The sequence below is a fragment of the Methylobacterium nigriterrae genome (assembly GCF_037106235.1).
GTDB lineage: Bacteria > Pseudomonadota > Alphaproteobacteria > Rhizobiales > Beijerinckiaceae > Methylobacterium > Methylobacterium nigriterrae.
The window spans coordinates 1-15,504 of the sequence record NZ_JBAWTG010000109.1 but is presented as its reverse complement, the minus strand read 5'-3'; the positions used below and the strand labels follow the sequence as shown (position 1 = coordinate 15,504).

14 protein-coding genes are annotated in these 15,504 nt (G+C 64.5%); 7 read left to right on the top strand and 7 right to left on the bottom strand.

Going from position 1 to position 15,504, the window contains the following annotated elements:
• The first annotated feature begins 1,150 nt into the window (after positions 1–1,150).
• Both WDW90_RS28915 and WDW90_RS28910 read left to right on the top strand, forming a co-directional pair.
• Positions 1,151–1,411: a hypothetical protein gene (locus WDW90_RS28915; RefSeq protein ID WP_336490953.1), complete on the top strand. Its 261-nt coding sequence runs from the start codon at positions 1,151–1,153 to the stop codon at positions 1,409–1,411.
• 75 nt (positions 1,412–1,486) lie between these two features.
• Positions 1,487–1,750, top strand: a complete 264-nt coding sequence (locus tag WDW90_RS28910) for a hypothetical protein (protein WP_336490952.1) — start codon at positions 1,487–1,489, stop codon at positions 1,748–1,750.
• A gap of 899 nt (positions 1,751–2,649) precedes the next feature.
• On the opposite strand, the gene WDW90_RS28905 is transcribed toward WDW90_RS28910, so the two are convergent.
• Both WDW90_RS28905 and WDW90_RS28900 read right to left on the bottom strand, forming a co-directional pair.
• The gene (locus tag WDW90_RS28905; protein ID WP_336490951.1) at positions 2,650–4,131 is read right to left on the bottom strand and encodes a lipopolysaccharide biosynthesis protein; all 1,482 of its coding nucleotides are present in this window, start codon (positions 4,129–4,131) and stop codon (positions 2,650–2,652) included.
• Positions 4,132–4,816: 685 nt separating this feature from the next.
• Positions 4,817–4,975 carry a hypothetical protein gene (locus WDW90_RS28900; protein WP_336490950.1) on the bottom strand — a complete coding sequence of 53 codons (159 nt, stop codon included), beginning with the start codon at positions 4,973–4,975 and terminating at the stop codon, positions 4,817–4,819.
• An 18-nt stretch (positions 4,976–4,993) separates the two neighbouring features.
• Here WDW90_RS28900 and WDW90_RS28895 point away from each other — a divergent pair, with 18 nt between their 5' ends.
• Complete coding sequence (locus tag WDW90_RS28895; RefSeq protein WP_336490949.1) at positions 4,994–5,986, top strand: ATP-binding protein; 993 nt, start codon at positions 4,994–4,996, stop codon at positions 5,984–5,986.
• A gap of 21 nt (positions 5,987–6,007) precedes the next feature.
• On the top strand, positions 6,008–6,334 hold the full coding sequence (locus WDW90_RS28890; protein WP_336490948.1) for a hypothetical protein: 327 nt from the start codon (positions 6,008–6,010) through the stop codon (positions 6,332–6,334).
• A gap of 234 nt (positions 6,335–6,568) precedes the next feature.
• Here the strand turns inward: WDW90_RS28890 and WDW90_RS28885 are convergent, their stop codons facing one another.
• From WDW90_RS28885 to WDW90_RS28875, 3 genes are all read right to left on the bottom strand, one after another.
• Entirely contained in the window at positions 6,569–8,053 is a 1,485-nt protein-coding gene (locus WDW90_RS28885) for a M10 family metallopeptidase (RefSeq protein WP_336490947.1), read from the bottom strand.
• A 375-nt stretch (positions 8,054–8,428) separates the two neighbouring features.
• Complete coding sequence (locus WDW90_RS28880; RefSeq protein ID WP_336490946.1) at positions 8,429–8,746, bottom strand: hypothetical protein; 318 nt, start codon at positions 8,744–8,746, stop codon at positions 8,429–8,431.
• Positions 8,747–8,750: 4 nt separating this feature from the next.
• Positions 8,751–9,305, bottom strand: a complete 555-nt coding sequence (locus tag WDW90_RS28875; RefSeq protein WP_336490945.1) for a hypothetical protein — start codon at positions 9,303–9,305, stop codon at positions 8,751–8,753.
• A gap of 451 nt (positions 9,306–9,756) precedes the next feature.
• Here WDW90_RS28875 and WDW90_RS28870 point away from each other — a divergent pair, with 451 nt between their 5' ends.
• On the top strand, positions 9,757–10,416 hold the full coding sequence (locus WDW90_RS28870) for a division plane positioning ATPase MipZ (protein WP_336490944.1): 660 nt from the start codon (positions 9,757–9,759) through the stop codon (positions 10,414–10,416).
• A complete protein-coding gene (locus WDW90_RS28865) occupies positions 10,385–10,669 on the top strand; it encodes a hypothetical protein (protein WP_336490943.1) in 285 nt (94 codons plus the stop codon). Before WDW90_RS28870 ends, WDW90_RS28865 begins: the two co-directional genes overlap by 32 nt.
• 645 nt (positions 10,670–11,314) lie before the next feature.
• Here WDW90_RS28865 and WDW90_RS28860 read toward each other — a convergent pair.
• Complete coding sequence (locus tag WDW90_RS28860; protein WP_336490942.1) at positions 11,315–14,110, bottom strand: hybrid sensor histidine kinase/response regulator; 2,796 nt, start codon at positions 14,108–14,110, stop codon at positions 11,315–11,317.
• Complete coding sequence (locus WDW90_RS28855; RefSeq protein ID WP_336490941.1) at positions 14,107–14,295, bottom strand: type II toxin-antitoxin system ParD family antitoxin; 189 nt, start codon at positions 14,293–14,295, stop codon at positions 14,107–14,109. The genes WDW90_RS28860 and WDW90_RS28855 overlap by 4 nt, the downstream gene beginning before the upstream one ends.
• A gap of 386 nt (positions 14,296–14,681) precedes the next feature.
• On the opposite strand from WDW90_RS28855, the gene WDW90_RS28850 reads away from it, so the two are divergent.
• Positions 14,682–15,434, top strand: a complete 753-nt coding sequence (locus WDW90_RS28850; protein WP_336490940.1) for a hypothetical protein — start codon at positions 14,682–14,684, stop codon at positions 15,432–15,434.
• The last annotated feature ends 70 nt before the right edge of the window (positions 15,435–15,504 follow it).

The window sequence follows — 15,504 nt, the reverse complement described above, 5'->3', positions numbered from 1 at the left end:
CATCGCCTGAGCAGCAGGTGAGGCTCCCGGTCCTTGGTGACCCGCTCCAGGAAACGGCATCTGCATCAGGAGCTGATCGGCTTCGTCCCGGATCTCGAAATTGCAGCCTTAGCAGCAGGGAACAGGCTTGCGGCCGTTTTGGGGCTTCCTACGCGGCCGTGTGTTCGGAACAGGCGATGCGGGCCGAGGTTGGTCGAGTCTACGCACTCGAGACCCAGCCTCTATGCAAGCCCTGGTGCTTCCCCTCGCATTGGCAGCCGTGTTCGCAGCCGGGTGCATGGCGATCCATGCCCTGCACCGCAAATGGGCCGAGCAGGTACAGGAAACGCTCGGAACGCTATTCGTGATGGTTTCCATCCTCGTCGCGCTCGTGGTCGCAACTCGAGATCTGCCAGCCCCTAAAGCGAGCGATCCTGCCCGCCTTGCGACATCAGCGCGGAGTATGCCCGGTGGCATGGGCCCGAGTAATGCAGCCCGGCCTGGAGGCTGACGCGGGAAGCCGCCTACGCTATGAGCCGTGTCAGCACGCGTTTCACTTGCCAGCCGTGCCAACGGCCTGACCCTCGTGCTGTCGGAATTTTCTTCTCGTTGAGAGCCTTGGCAATCCCGTATGCAGACCGAATCCTCTGCTTCTGCAACTGCCTGATGAGGGGCTCTAGCTCTGCCGCTCTCGCCAGCGCTCGTGCTGTCATCGCAGCTCTGCCCTTGGCAATGGCTTCAGCCGTCAGCGTCACCGGCCGTCTCCCTGGATCTCTTGGAGCAGATGAAAACTCAACACATCGAAATGTTTGCGGCCTGCAGAAACATTCCGATACGGCTTCTGTGCAATTAAGCACAATTGCGTTCAGCATCCCATGCTGATCCAGGCTAAAATCAGCAGGATTGGCGTGGTTCCTGGTACAAGATCTACCAAGGTGGCGAGACAGCTTGGCCAGGAAAGAAAACGTCTGAGGACTGGATCTAGGTTTCGCGCGTCTCAGTTCGTGATTTTGAGTGCTTTCACGATTTTGGCGAAGATTGCCCGACTGCACCCAGTAGCAGCTTGGATCTGGGCCCAGCTCATGCCGGCTGTCAGCATTGAGGCGATCGAGGCATTCTGGGCGATATCCTCCTGACGGCCTCTATAGCGACCTTCCGCTTTCGCCCTAGCTTGTCCCTCAGCCTGCCTCCGGTGCCTGTCGTCGTAGTCCTTGCGAGCCACAGCCGCGAGCATATCGAGCATCATCCCGTTGACGGCCTCGAACATCCGAACGTCGGCATCATTCGCTCCGATTACTGCGTTGCGCTCGTGCTGAGCGGCGAGAAGGCCACGGCCATCTCGGCTGACCGGATCAGGTTCAAGCTGACCGCCTACTACCGGCATGTGCCCGGCTGCGGCGTCGGGGTGCCGATCTGGGCGTTCAAGGGATGAGACAGCGCCGACCGGGCTCAGAACAACCGGTTATCGGCCCTGCACGGCCCAGAGCCGCGCCCTAGCTTGGCTGGCATGACGACAAACCAGACCGTCAATGAACTGCTGGAGCAGGGGCTGATCTCTCAGGAGGACGTAGCCGCGGCCGTCGATGCGGCTGCGGTCGCGCCATCCACCCGCCTCTTGCCCGTCGGCATGGCCTACACGCTGAACCTCGCCAGCTTCCTGCGCGTGCACCCCTTCGTGGCTAAGACGCTGAGAGACCCTGACGCGAGCCAAACGCTTAAGAGGGCGGCTCTAAGCAAGGTCATCCTCACGGCACGGTTGGAGGCGCGATGAGCCCGGTTCGTTTTTCTCCGCCTTGGTCAGCACCCACCTTTACGGTGAGCGGGGCGCTGATCGTGCTGGGATGGTTCGTGGCCGCGCTGACGTGGCTCACCCATTGACCAAACCCGACGTTTCCCTGCGCGCCGGACAAGTATGACGCGACCTATCTGGATTGGTCGGGCGGCTGGCGCAGCGGGCGGTAGGCTGGCTGCTTCATAATTCTACTTACGCGACAGGAAACGGCTGCGCGGAACAGATTTTATGGAACCCAGATCCTGCCCCGCCTCGCGCGCGAGGCCGTGCCCGTTCTTTGCGCTTGCCGTCCCGCGCCACTGGGCCAAGCTTGACCGTGCGCCCCACGCGCGATCCTCGGGGTGGCAGTCACCGGCCCGGCACGTAACTGCCCATCGACGATGCTGCGGTCGGTGACCCGCTCCATAGTGGCCCTTACGCGAACTGGGCGGCTCCATAACGCTCAATTCGTGCGAATGGGCTGGGATCGCGCGGCATTTTGTTTTCCAGACACACAAACCTAACAGGTTGAAGTGCCTGGGAAACCGTCGGACACTGTTGGCGAATTCGAGATTGCCGCTTCGACCGCGGCTCGAGGGCGCCCCTGTAGGGCTGAGCTGCGAGCGCAGGCTGCCCAATCCCAGAGCGTGGCGGCAACCTTGGCAGGCCCCGAGACGAATTCGCCAACAGCATCCCGTCGTTTTCCAGTCAGCCGTTCCAGCCGGGCAAAGGCCGCTTAGGTAGTCCTTTGGGGCGTTGCCCAAAAGGAATATCGTCCGCTGCTCGGATTCAAGCCGTGCGGACAGGATTTTTCAGCCTATTCCTATTGTCCGCTAGGGTATGCCCTAATGGACAAGCTGAGCCATGCGCGAGGCGCATGCAGCTGCACGGCGGCCACTTCAGATTGCCGGCCTGGATAGGTCAGCGTTTGAAGGAGTGGCTCGCGAGACGAGCACGGCTCGCAGGCTGCGCAGGCCGCTGGTGACGTGACCCGGCAGGAAAAGGAACTCGATCAGGCCCGTGTAGAGGAGCAGTCCGAGGCCGGTCGCGACAAGCGAGCGGCTCCAGCTCGGCCAGCCGAGGGCGCCGAGGAGATGGAACGCCGCGAGGAAGCCCGCCAGGAAGCCGAGCCCGGCTAAAGCGACGCGCAGCGCAGAGGCGAGCTGCGGCCCCCAAGGCATGGGGCAGACCTTCCTCAGCGCGAGAAAGGCTATGGGCACCATGCAGGCCGATGCTGCCGACCAGCCGAGGCCGACGCCGACGAGGCCGAACTGGGCGCCGACCGTGATGCCGGCAGCCAGGATCGCGACCTGGATCGCTGCAAGCCGCAGATACAGGTCCGGTCGTTGTGCAGCCGAGAGCGCGTCGCCCACCAGCGCCCAGAGCGGCAGCGTGAAGGCCGCCAAGCTCATCGCCTGCAGCAGCACGGAGGAGCCGTCCCACTTCACCCCGAAAAGCACCGGCAGGACATCGGCGCTCGTGCCGAGCGCGAGCAGCAGCGGCATCCAGACGGCCAGGACCGAGCGGGTCATCTCATTGTAGCTGGCAGCGAAGCGCTTCGGATCGGAGAGCCGGCTCAGCACCGGCATGATCAGCTTGCGCATCGGCAGCAGGACCACCACGCGCGCCATCTCGATCAGCCGGGCCGCGAGCGCGTAGTATCCGACCGTCACGGGATCGAGGAACAGGCCGACCAGCAGGCTGTCGGCCGTGGTGCCGAGCTCGGTGACCACGGTGGCGCCCATGAAGTGGCTGCCGAACCGCGCGAAGGCCCGGGCCTCCTTGAGGTCGAAGACGGGGCGCGGACGCCAGTGGTCGGCCCGCCAGAGCACCCAGACCGAGACCGTTGCCTGCACGAGCTGCAGCGCGACGAGCGACCAGATCCCGGCGCCGGCAAAGGCGAGCGCGATGCCGACGACGCCGCCGATGCTGCGTCCGAGGAAGGTGCGCCGTGCGAGCGCGGCGGTGTCGAGGTTGCGGCGGAACAGGACGATCTGCACGCTGACCAAGGCCTGCAACGGGGCCAGCAGGGCGACACAGCGCAGGACGGGCTCCATCTCGGGCGCGCCATAGAGGCTGGCCACGGGCCGGGCGAGCACTTGGACAAGCAGGAAGATGACGCTGGCGAGCGCGAGGTTCATCCAGAAGGCCGTCGAGACGTGCCGCTCGTCGAGTTCTGGCACCTGGATCAGCGCGTCCGCGATGCCCTGGTAGATGACCACGCTCATCAGGCCGACGAAGGCCATGGCCAGCGCGAAGGTCCCGTAGGCCTGCGGTCCGATCACCCGGGCGATCACGAGAAAGATCGCGAAGGGGATCCCCTGATCGCCAAGCACGTCGAGGACCATCCAGAAATGCGCCTTCCTGGCTTGGTGCTGCACGGTTCAGACCTCGCGGGTAGGGATGATCACGGGACGGTTCAACGAGAACAAAGGTCCCAGGTCTTCTTCAGGAGAGCTTCCTCCGATGAGAGACGAGGAAGCCTTTCAGCAATGCCGCATCGGATGGGTTGGGAGGCATGAGGTCCTCGCTCCACCGGTCCGGCGCACGATATGGCACCATCTACACTCGTGTCCCTCCCCCTCTTTCGAGGTATTCCTTAAGTATATTTGGCACAAATAGTCACAAGGTTTTTGGTAAGCGACGGAAAGCTGTCAGTCGCTGGTGTCTGATTCGGCTCGACTGTCAGGCCGTGCGAGCTACTGTGATCAGCATCCAAAAGAAGCCCGCGCGCTCCGTTTCAGATCAGGAGCTTAGCGCGCCAATCGGCGCTCAGGCTGTCCTCTGAATTCCAGGCACCCGCTATGTCCGAAGGGCCGAGTCCGCTGCCTGAGAGGGCCATGAACCGCCCATGCCGCCTCGGTTTGCGGTCTCGCGCCACGATCCAGATACCTCGAGCGCGCAGGCCGATATCCGTAAAAGTAAGGGTGTTCAGCTGAGCTGCGGATACCATCAGCTTTATCCAAATGAAGTATTATGTACCCATTTGATACCAAACAAGCCCAAGCCTAAGCAGAAGCCGGAGAGGGGATCATGTTGGAGCTCATTGGAGGACTGCGGGACCGCTCACGGGATGCGGCGAACGATCCGGTTCGCCCCCTGCGCGTCGTCCTGCTGTCTCCGCGGGGCGATCTCGGCCACATCGTCCTGCGCTGCCTCGGCGCGCAGGGCGCGACGACGCTCCTGATCTGCGAGCCGCCCTCGGGTATCCGCTTCTCGGCGCACGTGGCGAAAGCTCTCCTCGTGCGCCAGCGGGTCTTCGAGGATCCGCGGCTCATCGCGGAGACCATCAACGCGGAGCATGCCCGGGAGCCGATCGACTGCGTCATCGCGAGCTCAACCTCGGCCATGCGGCTCCTCGGTACAATCCGAGACCACCTGCGCATGGCGATCTTCCCGATGCCCGATCTGCCGACGCTGACAGCGCTCGACAACAAGCACAGCTTCGCTCGGATCTGCGCTGCCTGCGATGTGTCGACCCCCGAAACTCTGTTCTTCGCGACGCCCGGCGCGGTCTGCCTCGCCTCGATCCGCAACGAGATCGGCTATCCGTGTGTGGTAAAACCCCTGGGCGCCTCGGGTGGCGACGGTGTCCGTGTGATCGCAAGCGAGGGGGCGCTTGCGGCAGCGCTCAGCGACCGCCAGGGCTTCCTCAGAGACGGTTTGCTGATCCAGCGCTTCATGCCGGGCGATGATGTCGGGCTCAGCGTTTTCGCGCAGGATGGCGAGATCCTGAACTGGGCAACCTTCTATTGCGATGGCTTCTGGTCAACCCGGTTTGCGGACCTACCCGAGTTGCTTGCGGCTGGTCGGAAGCTCATCGCGCATACGGGCTACACGGGCATCGCAAATTTCGACGCTCGCCGTGATCCGGAGACCGGCGCGATCCGGCTTCTGGAGTGCAATCCGCGCTTCTTTCGGCGCGTTGGCGCCTCACGCCATTGCGGGCTCGACTTCGTCGCTGCAGGCTTAGCCTCGCTCAATCTGTCCGCAGGGGCGGCGGCGTCGCTGACCAAGGGCCGCCATCTTTCGCCCCAGGATCTCGTGACGCCGGTCGGGATCCGGTTGGTGCGGTCGGGTTCCTACTCACTTCGGAACATGCAGCGCGATGCGGTTGAGTTTTTGCAGGATCCAGTTCCGGGGATCGCGGCCATGAGTTCGGAAATCTTCAAGGCGACCTGGGGTAGGTTCGGCCTTCGGCGCAGCGGCAAGGCTGCGAAGTGCCCAAGCGCCTGAGTACCAACAGATGTTGAAGCCATGCTGGGACGTCCAGCACGTCCTCACCTCGTCTCGGCGCTGGACGTGTTCGACATTGCCCGACAGGCCCTCTTGGAGGCGCCCGGCTACGATCCGTCCATGCGGCTGGAGGAGCAGTTCCAGTCCGCCGACGGCTGCTTCACGGCGTTCCGGATCCGTGACGAGGCGGCTCGCGGGGGCGCTGATCACGGCATCAGCTTCGTCCTGGCCGAGGCCGAGTGCCTGCCGGAGGCAACGCTCAGGAAAGGCTTGACGGCTGCCATGACGAGGCTCGTGGGCAGGTTGTTGGGCGAGCGCGAGGCCAACTACGAAACTGCCGACGCGTGAGCCCTGCTTTCAGACCGACCAGCACCTTCGGCCGAAGGGCCGCGCCTGCCATCAAAAACGACCCGCAAATGAGACTGTCTCGATAGCCACGTGTTTCTGAGACCGCCTTCGGCCCGGGGTCTTGCTGGCGTGCTGTTGCTCAGTGAGCGTTTCGGACCGCGCGGCTCACTGCCTGCTTCGACAGGACTCCTGCTTGGACCAGAGCTGGCGTGCCGTCCTGCTCAACCGGTTCAGTCAGGCCAGGAGAACATCATGTTGCTGCTGCAGAGCGACGCTGTTCTGCAGCGCGACCTCGAAGTCTGCCTTCCCGTCCCCGTTTAGGTCAGCCTGTAGAAGTCCCGCGGCATACCGCACCTCGCCAGCCCCGTGGTCGAACTGAGCGCTGCCGATCCACGTGTGAACGCCAAGCCCCGTCAGATCAATTTGGTCCACTCCGGGACTGAAATCGGTGATCACGTCGTGTGTCTTCGAGCCCGGCGTCGACTCTGCCGCTTGGGTGAAGACGAACGTGTCAGCACTCGCGCCGCCCGTCATCACGTCGGCTCCGAGCCCGCCGACAATCCTGTCCTGACCGCCATAGCCGTTGAGGGTATCGTTCCCAGCGTTCCCGGTCAGGGTATTGGCAGCCTCGTTCCCGTTGATCGTGTCCGCGTACGCACCGCCGACCGCGTTCTCGACCACGGCCGTAGCCACCCCGTTGGGGTTGGCAATCGTGAAGCCGCCCTGGATGCCCTGGACCCAGGACACGTACCCGCCAGCACCCGGGCCGCCGGCCGGATCAAGCGTCGCCGGCCGGAGGTCGATGGTGGCTGAGCCTGTGGCATTCGCCGCGGAGATGGTGTCCGTCCCGCCCGCGTCCCAGATCGCTGACCAGCCTGTCCCCGACTTGTTCACGGTCGGGAGGAGGTAGGTGTCGTCTCCTGTGTGCGAGGTCAGGTTGGGGCCGTAGAGTTGCTGGACCGCCGCGATGTCGAAGGCGCCCGGCCCCTTCTGGTAGCCGTAATCCGTTCCTTTGGCTGGCTGGCCGTTCCAGCCGTCCGTGTAGCCCATCGTGGTGAAGATGCCCTGGTTCAGCCCGTAGTCACCCGTGTTGTTCCAGGCGTTTGCTCCAGGAAAGTACGGCTCCGGGATCTTGTTGCCGCTGGCATCGAGCAGGGGAGCCCCGCTGGCGTCGACGTACCAGCCCTTCTCATTCCAGGGATGGTCCAGGCCAAGCAGGTGGCCGATCTCGTGAACGAGCGTGACGTAGCCCTCGCCGCCCGGCACGAGGCCCGCCTTGGTCCAGCCATAGCCCTGCGTGTTGAAGATCGACCAGCCCGGGGTGTAGTTGGGCTCGGCCTCGCCGTAGTTCGGGCCATAGTTGTTGGGCAGCGTCGACATCGCCTGGACACCCTTCTCGCCCGAGAAGTACGCCTGCATGCCCGCTTCGTTGGTGGTCAGAAGGTGCCACGTCGCTGAGCTGAAGCTTTGGGCGGGCTTGATAGAGATGTTGGCGACATCAGCCCACGCCTGGAGCGCCGTGACGGCGGCTTGCTGCTCGTAGGACTGCCAAGCCGTCGCCGTGACTCTGTCGACGGTCGATTCCGGATCATAGACGGCGCAGGTGCCAGGGCCGCCAAATGCGTAGGTGACCACGGTCTGCCCGGCGTTGTTGACCGGGAGGAACGACGGTCTTGTTGGCGTCAGCCAGAGCAGCGCATCCAGGTAGACATTGGCCACGGCGTGCCTCCCCTCCGTGTGGGTTTGCCCGCATGCTGACGCGCATAGACACGCCGCGCAATCTCACGGGCGTGGCGTCCTGAGCCTGCCTTTGCGAAACGTTCGACGGGCGCGCAGCACTGTGTCGCGAAAACGACCCGACGCTGTTGGCGAATTCGCCTCAGGACCGGCCGAGGTTGCCCCACGCTCTGTGATTGGGCAGCCTGCGCTCGCAACTCAGCCCTACAGGGGCGCCCTCAAGCCGCGGCCGAAGCGGCAATCTCGAATTCGCCAACAGTATCCGACCCTTTCTGAGGCTCTGGCGCATGGCGCCGGTTTGGGCGTGGCAGCAAACAGGGGTTCCGTTTCAAAAGAGGTCTTGAAACTTGGGCCTCATTACCTCGCCCGCGTGACGAGTAGTGGGACCAGAGAACGTGCGCATCGGTGGGCATAGCGGATCGCGGCCCAGCGCCGGCCAATGGTCGAGGTCGCCCTCCCCGCCTCCGCTTCATGGACGAGGAAGCCGGTGACCGCCTCGGGCGAGGCCGGCATGGACCGGAAGCCAAACCGGGCGCACCACGCCTCAAAGAGCGCCTCATCCCCGCGACAGGCCCGCACGGTCGCCTCGGCCTTCGAGGCGCGCTGGTAGGGTGTGACGAGAGCGATGGCCTCAGCTGGCAGTCCGGCAGCCGGAACTTCTGCAAGGGCGGGCAACGCCTCAGGCATCGTCTTCGGGGGCGAAGACCTCGCCCTCCTCGGCCAAGCGGACGTTGGCTTCATCAGCCTTCAGCTCCTTGAGAGCGCGATGCTCGGAAAGCAGCCGGCGCATTGTCCGGTCCGCATCCGAGCAATCGGCCGGCTCAGGCGCATCGGGGCTGCATCCCGCGATAGTCTCATCCGTCTGCTGATCTACAGCGGCCCGGTCTTTGGAACTGAGCGTGGCCAATTCACCGAGCCCGAGTTCGCGCGCCAAGTGTGCCGCGATCTCCCCCCGCTTCGCTCGCAGCGCCACGATATGCGCTGCCGTCTGATCTTCCGTCCCGCGCCCAACCTGCCGCGCGAGCGTGCGTCGCCAGCCGAGCGGGAGCGACGCGCCGCGCAGCCGCATGCGATCCGTGACGCTGGCCAGCACAAGCTGCCAGTGCTCCGGGCTCAGAGTAGCGAGTGTCTGGCCGAAGCCGAGGTTGTGGGCTGCAAGCTCGGCGGCCTCTATCCACTCCGGCGGCAGGTTGGGCTTGTCGGCGGGGACGCGAACAATGGGCGCATCAGGCATGCTGAACCCCTTCAGGTGAACTCCGGCGATACTAACGCCGCACGTCGCAGGGTCGTCAGCATCGCGGTGTCAGCCAAAGGCTGGAGGCTCGGGTCCGCGCTCGAAAGATAGCTCTGGCTTCACTTCTTCACGTCCCTTGCGATCCGCTCTGCCCAAAACTTTCGAGAAGGCTGCTTATCGCGAGCCACATGCGCTGGTATGACAGTGCAACAGTATGCTGGTGTGCTAATGAACTACAGAGGCGATCGGCTTTGCCGCGCCCTTTCGGTCGAGCGCCCGGCTGACAGCATACTTGTGTGCTGGCATGTCGGCGTGCTGACGTAATGGCGTCCTAGCACGCCAGTGTGCTTGCAAGCCGACCTACAGGCATGCTGATGGGCAGGCTTAACGGTTCATTGGTGAACTGGCGTGCAAGCGTACCAGCGTGCCAGCAAATCAGCGCGGTTCGTCCATGCGGGTCCTCAGTCTCGTTACCCAGAAGGGCGGCACAGGCAAAAGCGCCCTCGCCGTCAGCATCGCCGTCGCCGCCGAGCAAGCTGGCGAAAAGGTCTGCATCCTCGATCTAGACCCTCAAGGCACGTCCGCGAGCTGGTATGAAACCCGCAGTGCCGAGACGCCTGCCGTGCTCGATCACAATCAGGCAGGGCAGATCCCCGAGACGGTTGCTCGTCTGCGAGCCGCGGGCTTCACACTCGTCGTCATCGATACGCCCGGCATCGATAGTCATGCAACGCGAGGTGCGATGCGCGAGGCCGATTTGGCGCTCGTTCCCGTGCGACCCAGCGAGGCCGACGTTAAGGCCACCATGCCCACGGTGCGCGCCTTGGAAGCGATAGGGCGGCCCTACGCCCTCGTCATCAATCAGGCGCCTACGAACAAGCAAGCCCGACTTACGAACGCCGTCTCGATCCGGCTCAGCACGTCGGGCGAGGTCGTGCCTGTGCCCATCGCAGCCCGCATCGATCATCAATACGCCTATGCCTTGGGGCAGGGCGTCCACGAGTATGCGCCCGAGGGAAAGGCCGCTGCAGAGATCGGCGAGCTATGGGCGTGGTCCAGAAAGCGAATGGAGGCCACCAGTGGCACCGCCGAAAAGAAACGCCGCGCTTGAAGCTCTAGGCGGGGCGCCGAAGGTTGCTGATGCGCCCGCGCCTCTTGATGCCGCTCCCGAACCCACTGCTCTCACCAAGCCCACGAAGAACGTGGCGAAGGTGATGCTCTACCTACCGCCGAAGGTCGCGAGAAAGTTCAAGGAGATCGCCTTTACCGAGGATCGGAAAGCGCATGATGTGTACTTGGACGCTCTCGATGCGTACCTCACGCAACAGGGACATGGCGGCATCAAAGGCGTGACAGGACGCTAATTAAGCAGCACGTCAGCGTGCTGGTACGCTAGTACGCTTTCATGCTGGTATGCTGGCGGTGGGCTTCTGTTCGAGCATGACAAAGGAGCGACCCCGGCGGCGGATCGCTGCCGAGGCGTGAGGCACGTAGAGCGCCCTTCCTCACAACCGCCGATCTATGGCCGTGAGGATCGGGTCGCGATGGAAGGGAACGTGTTCGATCAGTGCCATAACTCGGATCGCAGCGGCCTTCCTCGCCAGGTTCGAGCATCTGGCATTGTCGCAAGGGGCTGCCGAGGGGGCGCCGCCAGGAAGGCCGCGCCACGCCGCTACTCCATTGAGGAGACGACAGGCGGCCGTCAGCTGATCCGGCTCAAGCCGAGAGAAGCAGGTTGCGGCGACAAAGCCGACTGACACTATGGAGCCATGAGCCAGCCCCGACCCAAGTTCCGCCCCTACACCCTCAACGTAGCGCCCGACCCGCGCGATGAAGGCGGCTGGCTGTCCGCAGAGCCTCTGCCGTGTTCTGGCGGCCCTCCTGCGCCACCGTATGAGCCATCTCAGCCAGTTCACGCGCGAAGCCTTCGTCCGTGATAATGTCCCTGATCATCACGTCCATAAGCTGCCTGAGTTCATCCCGTATGCTCATCCTCGTGGTCCACAGGCTCAGGCGCTGCCAATCAATTCCTTGATGCGCGAGGCCAGCGCCTCCATCACGAAGGGCTTGGTCAGCACCTGCATGCCTGGTTCCAGATGCCCGTTTCCAACCGCCGCATTCTCGGCGTAGCCCGTGATGAACAGCACCTTCAGGTCGGGCCGGTTCACGCGGCCCGTATCTGCCATCTGCCGCCCGTTCATGCCCCCAGGCAGGCCGACATCGGTGACCAGCAGGTCGATGCGCACGTCCGACTGGAGCACCTTGAGCCCGGCCGCTGCATCCGCTGCCTCGATGGCCGTGTAGCCGAGATCCTCCAGAACCTCCGTCACCAGCATCCGCACGGTGGGCTCGTCGTCGACGATCAGTACCGTTTCGCCCTGCTCGGCCCGTGGCGCGTCAGCGAGTTCCGGCACCGCTGTCGCATCCTCGGTCTTGCCGTAGTGGCGCGGCAGATAGAGGCACATGGTCGTGCCCTGGCCGACCTCCGAGTAAATCCGTACCTGACCGCCGGACTGTCGGGCAAAGCCGTAGATCATGGAGAGGCCGAGGCCGGTGCCTTGACCGGTCGGCTTTGTCGTAAAGAATGGGTCGAACGCTTTAGCAATCACGTCGGGCGTCATCCCGGTGCCGCTGTCTGTCACGCAAAGCGACAGGTACTGGCCCGGCGGCAAGTCGCGCTCGCGGCCAGCGCGCTCGTCGAGCCACTTATTCGCGGTCTCGATGGTGATGCGTCCGCCGCCCGGCATGGCGTCGCGCGCGTTGATGCACAGGTTCAGCAGCGCATTCTCAAGCTGGTTCGGGTCGACCAGCGCGGGCCACGAGCCCGCAGCTCCCACCACTTCCACGGTGATCTCTGGTCCGACAGTCCGGCGGATCAGCTCCTCCATGCCGTTGATGAGGGCGTTCACATTGGTAGGCTTGGGGTCGAGGGTCTGGCGGCGCGAGAAGGCGAGCAGCCGGTGCGTCAGCGCCGCCGCGCGCTTGGAGGCGCCCTGGGCGGCGTTGATGTAGCGGTCGACGTCCATCAGCCGGCCCTGGCGCATCCGCGTCTGCAGCAGCTCCAGTGAGCCGGAGATGCCGGTCAGGAGGTTGTTGAAGTCATGCGCCAGCCCGCCTGTGAGCTGGCCCACAGCCTCCATCTTCTGTGCCTGGCGCAACGCTTCCTCGGCCAGGCGTAACTCGGTGACGTCGCGGCCAAAGCCGTAGAGCCTGCCGTCCTCCGGCACCACGGTCCAAGAGATGTGCCGCAGCCCATCATCCTTCGTCACGAGTGACGCCTCGAAGTCACTTACCCGAAGGCCGCCGGCAAGCTGCTCCAGATTGAGGATCACCAGTTCCCGATCGTTGGGAGCCAGAAAATCTATGATGTTGCGCCCGACTGTCTCGGCGTCCGACCAACCGAGCACCCGTATCCAGGACGGGTTCACAGATTGGATCTTGCCGTCGGGTGTGGCCACAACCTTCAGGACCGGCGACAATCTCCAGATGCGGTCACGGTCTTTCGTCTGCTCGGCGACCTCGGCCTCCAACAACTGCGTGCGTGACAGGAGCAATTCTTCGACGCGCTTGCGGTCGGAGATGTCCTGAACGAAGACGTAGAACCCTTCGATCTCACCGCCTGGCGCGGAGCGCGGCAGGTAGCGGATCTCGGCAATGCGCGGGCGCCCGTCCCGATGCGGCCAGGGCAGGTCGAAGCGCACTTCGTTGCCAGCAAGGGCCTGCTCGATCCCTGAGCGCCGCGCCTCGAAGTCAGACGTGCTGAGCATCTCGCGGAGGTTACGGCCGATGGCTTTCTCGGACGTGCCTACGTCGAACCAATCGCAGTACGCCCGGTTGGCGAAGCGGCAGGTGAGCGAAGTGTCGAGGAAGGCAATGAGCACGGGCATCGCGTCGGCCACGAGGCGCAGTTCCCGCTCGTTGGCTTGGGCACGTTGCTCGGCCTGCTTGCGCAGGGTGATGTCTTGAGCCATCCCGGCGAACCGGACAGGACGACCCATCTCGTCGTGCTCGATCTCACCCTTGCGAGCGATCCAGCGCAGCGTGCCGGTGTCAGCACTCCGGATGCGGTATTCTACGTCGCGTGGGGCGTCCCCGTTGCGGCGTGACTCCGCGGTGGACACCAGGGCTGCGTCCTCCGGAATGACCAAGCGTTCGAATTCCGTCGAGGGATAGGTCTCACGCTCGGGCAGGCCGTAGAGGCGACAGAACTCAGGTGTGGCATGCAGGATGCCGTCCGCAATGCCCACCGAGAAAACGCCGATGCCGCCGGACTCTTGGGCGCGCCGCAACTGCGCCTCCGCGTTTCGTAAGCCCTCGCTGGCTTGGTACTCGGCGGTCCGGTCGCGCAGGATCTTCACGAAGCCCTGATGGGCGCCGTTGACGTCGCGCAACGGCATCATCTCGCCGCTGGCCCAGAAGCAGGTGCCATCCTTGCGCAGGTGCCAACGCTCGTCAGTGGCGCGTCCGCGCTCCAGGGCAGTGCGCATCTCCGCTTCGATGCGCCCAGCAGCTCGGTCTGCAGATGTGAAGAACCGCTCTGTAGTCTCACCGCACACCTCATCGGCCGTCCAGCCTAGGATGCGCGCGGCACCTGTGTTCCACTCAGTCACACGGCCGCGATTGTCGCTCACGACAATTGCGAAGTCGGTCGCGCTCTCGAAGATGGCACGATAGCGCTGCTCACCCGCTGTGAGCTTCTGCCAATGGCCGACGGAGCCTTCAGGTCCTTGGGCGAGCAGGTGCGCGACCTCGGCCTCCAACTCCTGGATGCGGCGTTGCAGTCTCTCGACCTCGGACAGGGTCATTGCTGCAGCGTTGATCGCGAGCTTCGTCGACGATCAACTTGCTTGGTCTCTTGCCGCTCGAAGGTGCGCAGTGCCGCCCGCACGACCTCGCTGGCGCTGCCGAAACGGCCAGAAGCGACCTGCTCCGCAATGAAGGCTGCGAGTTCAGGCGTGAGTGAAACGTTCTGGGCGACGCGGCGCGGCATGCAGCGATTGTCGCAGATCGAATAGTCGATTGCCAGTCTGTGACACAGGCAGCGCGTCTGAGGCCGGGATATACCCCGACGTTGACTTAACCGTCCCGCCCACGCGACATGGCATGTCCGGCAGGCTCGCTCCTGCGAGTCGTGAGCCGGAGAAGGAGACCGCCGCGACGAAGACCTAAGCCCAAAACGCCAACGGCCCCACCCCGGCAAGGGTGAGGCCGTCGAAATCGATGGGTCTGGAGAGACCGCGAACTCCCTCCAGACATCATAGCTCCGCTCAGGAGTCAATCGGGGTCGCTTCCCGAGACGATGGTGCTTTGCCTTTTGCCGGGTGCGCATGCCGTGCGTGCCCCTGCTTTGACGCGGCCCGAGCAGGGCTGTGAACGATGTTTCGTGAGACAATGGCCGCCGCCATCGCGGGCGCCCGAACGCTGGCGCAGATGGACGAGCTGTCCCGCCAGGTGTGGCAGGCACATGCTTCCGGTGCTGTGGACGATGCGGGCGCTCAGAGCCTCGCTGAGCGGCTTCACGAGCGCCGGAGCGCCATCCGGGCCGGGATCGTGCCCGTGGGCGTCCCTGCCGGCCGCATGAGCCTCTTTCCGCCTCGCAAGCGGCCGTCCTCGCCCGACCGGATCGCCTCCCGCGACAGGCGCCGCCTGCTGGCCTGCTCCGGTCCGATGCCGCCGGCCCTGGCTGCCCGCTTCACGACGGGAGAACTCGCGGTCCTGCGCATCGTCGCCGACGAGGTAGCAGCCAAGGGCGTGTGCGGCCTCTGCATCGATGCCATCGCCGCGAGGGCAGGGGTGTGCCGCCGGCTCGCTCAGGGGGCCATCCGGCTCGCCGAGGGCGACGGCTTGCTGACCATCCAGGAGCGCCGCCATCAGGGGCGCCGGAGCGATCCGAACCTGATCCGGATCATCAGCCGCGAGTGGCAGGCGTGGATGCGCCGCGCCCGCGGAGCGACGGCCAAGGGGGGAGGGTGCAAAAGCCTGCACCCCACGGATAAGAGGGTGTTAACTCCGGGGACAACGAGGCCGGCAGAGCCGCTCAAGAAGCTGCCGGAACGGCAGGGTCGCCTTCAGGGCGGTAGCTCACGAGAATCGGCGCGGGTGGCGGAGCCGGCGAAAGCCATGTCATGAGGGCATGCGGCCGGACGCTTTGACGAACGGCGCGCAAGCGGGAGCCGCGATGTCAGCCTTGGTGTTTTCC

What these genes read in the sequence shown, in the direction of transcription:
- WDW90_RS28870 (WP_336490944.1), top strand. Translation starts at nt 9,757, where the DNA reads ATGCGGGTCCTCAGTCTCGTTACCCAGAAGGGCGGCACAGGCAAAAGC.
- WDW90_RS28910 (WP_336490952.1), top strand. Translation starts at nt 1,487, where the DNA reads ATGACGACAAACCAGACCGTCAATGAACTGCTGGAGCAGGGGCTGATC.
- WDW90_RS28890 (WP_336490948.1), top strand. Translation starts at nt 6,008, where the DNA reads ATGCTGGGACGTCCAGCACGTCCTCACCTCGTCTCGGCGCTGGACGTG.
- WDW90_RS28855 (WP_336490941.1), bottom strand. Translation starts at nt 14,295, where the DNA reads ATGCCGCGCCGCGTCGCCCAGAACGTTTCACTCACGCCTGAACTCGCA.
- WDW90_RS28875 (WP_336490945.1), bottom strand. Translation starts at nt 9,305, where the DNA reads ATGCCTGATGCGCCCATTGTTCGCGTCCCCGCCGACAAGCCCAACCTG.
- WDW90_RS28850 (WP_336490940.1), top strand. Translation starts at nt 14,682, where the DNA reads ATGTTTCGTGAGACAATGGCCGCCGCCATCGCGGGCGCCCGAACGCTG.
- WDW90_RS28860 (WP_336490942.1), bottom strand. Translation starts at nt 14,110, where the DNA reads ATGACCCTGTCCGAGGTCGAGAGACTGCAACGCCGCATCCAGGAGTTG.